Annotated in this window: 8 protein-coding genes; 3 read left to right on the top strand and 5 right to left on the bottom strand. The window is 72.0% G+C overall.

Annotated elements, in window-relative coordinates; all coding sequences use genetic code 11:
* Window positions 1–1,536, top strand: a 1,536-nt coding sequence (gene lnt, locus J7E93_RS06195) for an apolipoprotein N-acyltransferase (RefSeq protein WP_215066242.1), incomplete at its 5' end; no start/stop codon positions are given.
* Here the strand turns inward: lnt and J7E93_RS06190 are convergent.
* Together J7E93_RS06190 and J7E93_RS06185 are read right to left on the bottom strand one after the other, a co-directional pair.
* Window positions 1,460–2,365 (bottom strand): Gfo/Idh/MocA family protein, encoded by a 906-nt coding sequence (locus tag J7E93_RS06190; protein ID WP_215066241.1) that lies wholly within the window; start codon window positions 2,363–2,365, stop codon window positions 1,460–1,462. The two genes, lnt and J7E93_RS06190, sit on opposite strands and share 77 nt — an antisense overlap.
* Before the next feature lie 61 nt (window positions 2,366–2,426).
* Window positions 2,427–3,614, bottom strand: coding sequence for an FAD-dependent monooxygenase (locus J7E93_RS06185; RefSeq protein ID WP_215066240.1), 1,188 nt, complete (start codon window positions 3,612–3,614; stop codon window positions 2,427–2,429).
* 81 nt (window positions 3,615–3,695) lie between these two features.
* On the opposite strand from J7E93_RS06185, the gene J7E93_RS06180 reads away from it, so the two are divergent.
* Together J7E93_RS06180 and J7E93_RS06175 are read left to right on the top strand one after the other, a co-directional pair.
* Window positions 3,696–4,343 carry a TetR/AcrR family transcriptional regulator gene (locus tag J7E93_RS06180; RefSeq protein WP_215066239.1) on the top strand — a complete coding sequence of 216 codons (648 nt, stop codon included), beginning with the start codon at window positions 3,696–3,698 and terminating at the stop codon, window positions 4,341–4,343.
* 78 nt (window positions 4,344–4,421) lie between these two features.
* On the top strand, window positions 4,422–4,883 hold the full coding sequence (locus J7E93_RS06175; protein WP_215066238.1) for a hypothetical protein: 462 nt from the start codon (window positions 4,422–4,424) through the stop codon (window positions 4,881–4,883).
* Window positions 4,884–5,009: 126 nt separating this feature from the next.
* On the opposite strand, the gene J7E93_RS06170 is transcribed toward J7E93_RS06175, so the two are convergent.
* The 3 genes from J7E93_RS06170 to J7E93_RS06160 all read right to left on the bottom strand — a co-directional run bounded on the left by J7E93_RS06170 (window position 5,010) and on the right by J7E93_RS06160 (window position 8,024).
* Window positions 5,010–5,483: a hypothetical protein gene (locus J7E93_RS06170; protein ID WP_215066243.1), complete on the bottom strand. Its 474-nt coding sequence runs from the start codon at window positions 5,481–5,483 to the stop codon at window positions 5,010–5,012.
* Window positions 5,484–5,663: 180 nt separating this feature from the next.
* Complete coding sequence (gene ung, locus J7E93_RS06165) at window positions 5,664–6,347, bottom strand: uracil-DNA glycosylase (protein ID WP_215066237.1); 684 nt, start codon at window positions 6,345–6,347, stop codon at window positions 5,664–5,666.
* A 99-nt stretch (window positions 6,348–6,446) separates the two neighbouring features.
* A complete protein-coding gene (locus J7E93_RS06160; protein WP_215066236.1) occupies window positions 6,447–8,024 on the bottom strand; it encodes an ABC transporter substrate-binding protein in 1,578 nt (525 codons plus the stop codon).
* Between the last annotated feature and the right edge of the window lie 103 nt (window positions 8,025–8,127).

The raw sequence follows: 8,127 nt of genomic DNA, 5'->3' as shown, positions 1-8,127 counted from the left end.
GCCGTCGCCGCCGGCGCCCTGCCCGCGCTCGCGTTCCCCGCGCCCGCCCTCTGGTGGCTCGCCTACGTCGCCCTCGTCCCGTGGATGCTGCTGCTCCGCACGGCACCGACCGCCCGCCGGGCGGCCCTCGAAGGCTGGTTGGGCGGCCTCGGCTTCATGCTGGCCGTGCACCACTGGCTGATGCCGAGCCTGCATGTCTTCATCCTCGTACTGGCCGGGCTGCTCGGGCTGTTGTGGGTTCCCTGGGGGTGGCTGGTGCGGGCCATGCTCGGCGACGGGCCGTCCGGTCCGCGCGCCGTCGCCTCGCTCCTCGTCGTCCCCTCCGGCTGGCTGCTCGTCGAACTCGCCCGCTCCTGGGAGGCCTTGGGCGGCCCGTGGGGTCTTCTCGGCGCCAGTCAGTGGCAGGTGGCTCCGGCGCTGCGGCTCGCCTCCGTCGGCGGTGTGTGGCTGGTGAGCCTGCTGGTGGTCGCGGTCAACACGGCTGTGGCGCTTCTGGTGGCATCGGCGGCGGCCGTACGGATCACCGCTCTGGTCGGGCTCGTGGTGTGCGCGCTCACCGTCGGGGTCGTCTGGTGGGGGGTCGCGCCGCCGCGCGAGCAGGGGACGGCGCGGATCGCGGTCGTCCAGCCGGGCGTGTTCGACGGATCGGGCGGCGCCGAGCGCAGGTTCGCCCGTGGCGAGCAGCTGACGCGCGGCCTCGCCGGGCAGGACCTGGACCTGGTCGTCTGGGGCGAGAGCAGTGTCGGCGCCGATCTGACGACCCGCCCGGACCTCGCCGCCCGGCTCACCGCCCTCGCACGCACGGTGGACGCCCCGATCCTGGTGAATGTGGACGCCCGCCGCTCGGACCGGCCCGGCATCTTCAAGAGCAGCGTGCTGGTCGGGGACGGCGGGCCGACGGGAGACCGGTACGACAAGATGCGGCTGGTGCCGTTCGGGGAGTACGTACCGGCGCGCGCGGTCCTCGGCTGGGTGACGTCGGTCGGCAAGGCGGCGGGCGAGGACCGGCGGCGGGGCGTCGAGCCGGTGGTGATGAACCTGCCGGCCGATGGCGGCGTTCCGGCGCTGCGGATCGGCCCGCTGGTCTGCTTCGAGTCGGCGTTCCCGGACATGACCAGGCGGCTGACCCGTGACGGCGCCGGTCTGTTGATCGCCCAGTCGGCGACCTCGACCTTCCAGGACAGCTGGGCGCCCGCGCAGCACGCCTCGCTGGGGGCGCTGCGTGCGGCGGAGTCAGGCCGTCCGGTGGTGCACGCGACGCTGACCGGCGTCAGCGCGGTGTACGGCCCGGACGGTGCGCGGATCGGCACGCCCCTCGGCACCGACCGGAGCACGGCGGGCGTCTACGAGCTGCCCCTCGCGCGGACGACCACCGGCTACGTCCGGTACGGCGACTGGCCGCTGTACGGCGCGCTGACCGTCCTGGCGGCGCTGTGCGCGGCCGAGGGCATGGGCGCGCTCAGGAGGCCTGGGTCAGGGCCTCGCGCACCACGCGCTCGCAGAGCTCGTGGGTCATCAGCGCGTCCCGGGCGCTGAGCCGCCGACCGGCCCGCACGGCGTCGAGGAAGACGAGCACCGCCTGCTCGATGCCGCGCTGCCGGGCGACCGGCACCCAGTCCCCTCGCCGCCGGACGGTCGGCTGCCCCTTGTGGTCGACGATCTCCGCGAGGTTGAGGATCTGGCGCTTGGTGTCCTGGCCGGAGACCTCCAGGATCTCCTCGGTGGAGCCGTTCATCCGGTTCATCACGCCGATGGCGGTGAAGCCGTCGCCGGAGAGCTGGAGCACGACGTGGTGCATGAGACCGTCCCGGATCCGTGCCCGTACGTCGGTGTGCTCGACCTCTCCCGGGAGCAGGAAGCGCAGGGTGTCCACGACATGGATGAAGTCGTCGAGGACGAGGGTGCGCGGGTCCTCGGGGAGGCCGATCCGGTTCTTCTGCATGAGGATCAGCTCGCGCGGGTGCTCGAGGCACTGCGCGTATCCGGGTGCCAGGCGGCGGTTGAAGCCGACGGTCAGGCTGACCCCGCGCTCCTCGGCGAGCTCCACGAGCCGCTCGGACTCGGCGTATTCGTAGGCGAGCGGCTTGTCGACGTAGGTCGCCACGCCGGCCTGCAGGAGCCGGGTGGTGATCTCGGCGTGGGCGGAGGTCGGCGCGTGCACGAAGGCGGCGTCGAGGCCGGCGGAGAGCAGCGAGTCGAGGTCGCTGTGGCGCCGCACGGCCGGCACGTGGTGGATCTCGGCGATCCGGTCCAGGGTGGCACGCGTACGCGTCTGCAGGTGGAGTTCGACTCCGGGAAGGGCGGCGAGGACGGGGAGATACGCCTTCTGCGCGATGTCACCGAGTCCGATGCAGCCAACCTTCACGGGGTCTCCTTCGCCGTTCCTCGTCGCCCGACGCGTGCGGCTCGTACGCCGCTCGCGCCGGTCAGCTTACGCGGCGCCGGTCGGCGGGAACCGGGGGGCGCCAGTCGGCGATGCCGTCGAAACCGCGCAGGACGAGACCGGGACCGAAGCGGGAGACGGCGGTGATCAGCGCGTTGCGCAGGGCGACCGCGGGGCGGCCGGAGAGGAGCGTGAGCCGGCCGGTAAGGGCGGCCTTGCGGACGATCGCCGTGGTGCGCGGAAGCCGGTCGGCGGTGTACGCGGCCAGCGCGCGGCTCGGCAGCGGTTCGCGCCCGGCGTGGTGGGCGAGGACGACCGCGTCTTCGATGGCCTGGTTGCCGCCCTGGCCGAGGGTGGGCTCCATGGCGTGGGCGGCGTCGCCGACCAGGGCGACCCGGCCGCGGTGGAAGGCGGGCAGCGGTTCGGGCATGTGGTGGACGTCGTGGCGCAGGACCCCGGAGGGTTCGGCGGCGGCGAGGATGTCGGGAACCGGATGGTGCCAGTCGCCGAAGAGGCGCAGGAGTTCGGCCTTCTCGTCGTCGGGGGCGTGGGCACCGGCGGGGGCCGCGGCCATCGCGTAGGCGTAGATCCTGCCGTCCTTGAGGGGCTGGGTGCCCCAGAGGCGGCCGGGTCCCCAGGTCTCGTGCGGGGCGAAGGGCCGGTCGGGGGCGGGGACGACGACGCGCCAGGTGGTGAAGCCGGAGTAGCTCGGCCCCGGGTAGTGGGGAAAGAGGGCGCGGCGGACCGCCGAGTGGATGCCGTCCGCGCCGAGGACGAGTTCGGCCTCGATCTCGCCGTCGGGGGTGGCGACGACGGCGGGCCGTTCGTCGTCACCGGGGTCGGCGAGGGACGCGGCGACGCCGGTCCGTACGACTCCGTCGGGGAGGGCGGAGGCGAGCAGGTCGACGAGGGTGGCGCGGTGCAGCAGGACGAGCGGTCCGCCGAAGCGGTCGGCGGCGGCCTTGGCGCTGGTACGGGCGAGCCAGCGGCCGTCGGGGGCGCGCATGCCGCCGTCCCCCTGCCAGGCGGACAGTTCGCGGACACGGTCGCCGAGGCCGATGACGTCCAGGGCGCGCTGGGAGTTGGGGGCGAGGCCGATGCCGGCCCCCACGGGGGTGAGTGCGGTGGCGCGCTCCAGGACGGTGACGTCCCAGCCCTGCTGGTGCAGGGCGACGGCGGCGGTGAGGCCGCCGATTCCGGCTCCGACGACGACGGCACGGTGCTGGTCCATGGCTGCTCCTCGGGCTACTACATCTGTAGTGACACGATGACCGTACTACAGCTGTAGTCGACTGGGTAGTAGGTTGTCCTCATGAGCGCACCGACCCCTGGACCTTCCTCCTCCTCCGACGCGGTCGTCACGGCCGCCTCCCGGGCCGAGCGGATCGGCGACGCCGCGCTCGACCTCCTCGTCGAACGGGGGATGCGCGGTCTCACCCATCGCGCCGTGGACGAGCGGGCGGGGCTGCCGCAGGGGTCGACGTCCAACCATGCCCGCACCCGCCAGGCGCTGCTGGAGACCGCGGTCCGACGCCAGGCGGAGCTGGAGGCCCGTGTCCTCACCCCGCACGAGATGCCGGGGCCCGACAGCGGCGCCGGAGCCCTGGTGGACGCCCTCGCGCTCGCCCTGCACCGCTACCTCACCGACCACCGGGCGCTGCTCGTCTCACGCTACGAACTCGCCCTCGAGGCCACCCGCCGCCCCGAACTGCGTACGTTCTACGACGCGGCGGGGTCGGCGTTCCGCGGTCCGCTGACCGCGATGATGGCGGACGCCGGCTCACCGGCGCCCGAGCGGCACGCGCTCTCCCTGATCGCCTGGTGCGAGGGGCTGATGTTCTCCTGCGCGGCGGGGTCGTTCCACTCGTCCGTACCGAGCCGCGACGAACTGCGCACCGGCTTCGCGGAGTTGTTGCACGGCATGCTGGGATCGGGCGGGCCCTCGGACCTGTCACCCTGATCGTCGTCATCACCCGTGCGGGGCATTCCCCGCCGGTAGGGGTACGAAGATCGCCACCGGAGCAGCAGAGTTGCGCGGGTGCATGGAACGAGAACGACAGTGAAGATCCTGGTCGGGGTGGCGGTCGCCGCGCTCTCCGGCTGCGTCTCGGTGGAGGTGCCCCCGGCGCCTCCGGCGTCTCCCCAGGAGATCAGCCGCCCCACCCAGGACGTGGCGCCGCAGATCGTCGAGGGTCCGGCCCGTGAGGCGCTCGAAGCGGCACTGCCCGAGCCTCCGCCGCCCTCGGCGTCGGCACCCGCCACCGCGCAGCAGGAGGAGCGGAGCGGGAAGGGCAACGGCAAGGGCAGAGCCGGTGCACGGAAGGCGAAGGAGCGGCCGTCCGCCCCGCCCCAGAAACGGCGCCGGCCCGGCGGTGAGCCGCCGACGCGGATGGAGCCGCCGCGCAACCGCGCCGACGTCTGCGATCTGGGCGAACGGTACGGAGGCTGGGGCCGCGACAGCGACCAGGCGAAGATCTGCCGGAGTACGTATCGAAGGTGAGCCCCGCCGGCTCGGGCAGCCCGGCGGCTCCGACAGCCCCACCCCCGCTCCGCGGCCCGGCGCCCGGCCGCTCCGTAGCCCCACCGGCTCCGCGGCCCGGCGCCCGGCGGCCCCCGCGGCGGAGCCTCACTGCGAGCGGAGCCGTACCTCCAGACGCGCGATCGCGGCGCGCACGCCGTTGCCGTATCCGTCGTCGTCCAGGACGTCCGACGCCGCGCGGGCCCGGTCCAGATGGGTCCGCGCCGCGTCGGGTCGCTGCAGCTTCACGTAGTCGGCGGCCAGGTTGAGATGGAGCGAGGGGTACAGGGCACGCAGCGCGACCGCCGAGTCGTGCTTGGCGAGCCGCTCCTCGCTCAGCCCCTCCGCCGCCAGCAGTGCCCGCAGGTCCCAGGCCAGCTCGGAGTCCGGGTCGTCCTGCGCGTCCGCCATGTAGTGGGCGAGCGTGCAGCGGTGCAGGGGGTCTCCGTCCGGGCCGATCTGCGCCCACAGCTCCCCGAAGCGGTTGCGCGCCTCTTCGCGGTCCCCTCCGTGGAGGAGCATCATCGTCTGCCCGATCCTGGTCATGACGCCGTCGTCCGACACCTGCTGCTGCTCGGTCACTGCGGCCTCCACGCGCTCTCCGTCCGGAGGTCCGACGCTAGCCGCAGCGAACCCCGATCCGGCACAGGCTCGGGCGACGGCCGGGGCCTGTCAGCCGGGCGGGCGCTGCTGCTGTCGGCCGGGCGGGCTCAGCCGATGCCGTCCGGGCGGGCTCGGCGGCCGGCTCAGTCGGCGGCCGGCTCAGCCCAGGTTCGGAATGCGCCAGTCGATCGGCTCGTGGCCCTGGGCCGCGATCGCCGCGTCGATCTGGGTGAAGGGGCGGGAGCCGAAGAACTTCTTCGCCGACAGCGGTGAGGGGTGCGCGCCCTTCACCACCACGTGGCGCTCCTCGTCGATCAGCGGGAGCTTCTTCTGCGCGTAGTTGCCCCAGAGCACGAAGACGGCCGGGTCCGGCCGCGAGGCGACCGCGCTGATCACGGCGTCCGTGAACTTCTCCCAGCCCTGCCCCTTGTGCGAGTTGGCCTCGCCGGCGCGGACGGTCAGGACCGCGTTGAGCAGCAGGACGCCCTGCTCGGCCCACGGCATCAGATAGCCGTTGTCCGGCACGGGGTGTCCGAGCTCCTCGTGCATCTCCTTGTAGATGTTGCGCAGGGAGGGCGGGGTCTTGACGCCCGGCCGCACGGAGAAGCAAAGGCCGTGCCCCTGCCCCTCTCCGTGGTACGGGTCCTGGCCGAGGACCAGGACCTTCACCTTGTCGTACGGGGTCGCCGCGAGGGCGGCGAAGACCTCGTCGCGCGGCGGGTACACCGGCCCCTTTGCCCGCTCCTCCTCGACGAACTCGGTGAGCTGCTTGAAGTACGGCTTCTGCAGCTCGTCGCCGAGGACGCCGCGCCAGGACTCGGGCAGCATGTCGGTGTCGGTCACGTCAACAACCTCCGGTAGGCCTTCGTTTCTACGATCACAGAACCTACCGGTGGCCACTGACAACGCCTCCGCGCGGGCCTCCCGCCCGCCGGCCCGCCGCTACCAGCTGGCCCTGCGGTTGAGCTCCCACATCTGCATGACGGTCTGCGGGTCGAGGGCGCGCTCGGCGCCGCCGATGTCCTCGCTGGCCGCGATGTAGAGCTTGCCCTGCCACAGCGGGAGCAGCCGGACGTCCTGCACCATGAGCTCCTGGGCCTTCTTGAACTCGTCGGTGGCCGCCCCGCGGTCGCTCTCGCGCCGGGACCTGGGCAGCAGCTGGTCGGTGATCTCGGGACGCACGTACGGCGTGCCCAGCACGTTCTGCTTGCCGACGAACGGGGCGACGAAGTTGTCCGCGTCGGGGAAGTCGGGGAACCAGCCTCGGCCGAAGACCGGGTACTCACCCTTCTGGTAGCCGGCCTGGAACTCCTTCCACGGCTTGCTCCGCAGGGTGATCTTGAAGAGTCCGGAGGCGTCGAGCTGCCGCTTGAGCTCGGCGAACTCCGGCGCGGTGGCCGAGCCGTACCGGTCGGTGGTGAACCAGAAGGTCAGCTCGACGGGCTCGGTGATCCCGGCGTCCCGCAGGATCGAGCGGGCCTTGGTGGCGCTGGGCTCGCCGAAGCGGTCGAAGAACTCGGTGGTGTGGCCCGCGATGCCCTTGGGGACCATCGAGTACAGCGGCTCGGCCGTGCCCTGGTAGACCTTGGCGACCAGTTCCTCACGGTCGACGACCTGGGCGATGGCCTTGCGGACCGCGGACTTGGAGACCGAGGAGTCCTCGGCGTTGAAGACGAGGTAGCGGATGTCGGCGCCGGTGGACTCGACGAGCTGGAGACCCTTGTTCTCGTCGTCGCCGGACTGGAGGTCGACCACCTCCTCGGCGGTGAGACCGCGGTAGGTGGCGTCGATCTCCTTCTTCTTCAGCGCGGTGACCATCGCCTCGGACTCCTTGAAGTACCGGATGGTCACGCCGCCGTTCTTGCGGTCGGCGAACCCCTTGTAAGTGGGGTTCTTCGTCAGCTCGGCCTTGTCGCCCTCGGTGTACTCGTCGAGGACGTAGGGGCCGGAGCCGACGAGCTTGCCGTCCTCGCGGAGCTTGTCGGCGGGGTACTCGGCCGGGTCCACCAGCGACATGGCGGGCGTGGCGAGAACGAACGGGAAGGTGGCGTCGGGCTTGTTCAGCCGGAAGACGACCGTGCGGTCGTCGACGGTCTCGATCGTGTCGAGGGAGCCCAGCATCCCGTTGGGGCCGCCGTCGACATCGATCTTGCGGATGCGCTCGATGGAGTACTGGACGGCCTTGGCGTCCAGTTTGTGCCCGTTCGAGAATTGCAGACCCTCGACGAGCTTGCACTCGAAGAGCCGGCTGGAGGTGTCCTTGAATTTACAGTCGGCGGCGTCGGACTGCGGGTTCGTGCTCCCGGTCGGGAAACTCACCAACGTCTGGAAGACGTTTCGGAACAGCTCCCAGGAATTGTCCCAAGCGGCTGCGGGATCGAGCGTGGTGGGAGAACTCGTCGTGCCGACGACGATCCTCTGCTCCCCGGCGGATTCGGCGTCCGAAAACACGCCACATCCGGACACCAGGGATATGGACGCAAGGGCTGCAGCGGCCTGCAGACTGGTCCGGTTGAACACGTGCACGCTCCTCGTTCAGCCATGGGTCGGCCGACCATACCGCAGCGCCCCGCCAGGTCAATGTTCGACCCTGGCGGGGCACTTGACGCAATCAAGGAATAAC

Origin of the sequence: Streptomyces sp. ISL-36, from assembly GCF_018614205.1 — a bacterium.
Classification (GTDB): Bacteria; Actinomycetota; Actinomycetes; order Streptomycetales; family Streptomycetaceae; genus Streptomyces.
The sequence above is the reverse complement of the archived record's forward strand: the minus strand, read 5'-3'. Positions and strand labels throughout refer to the sequence as shown.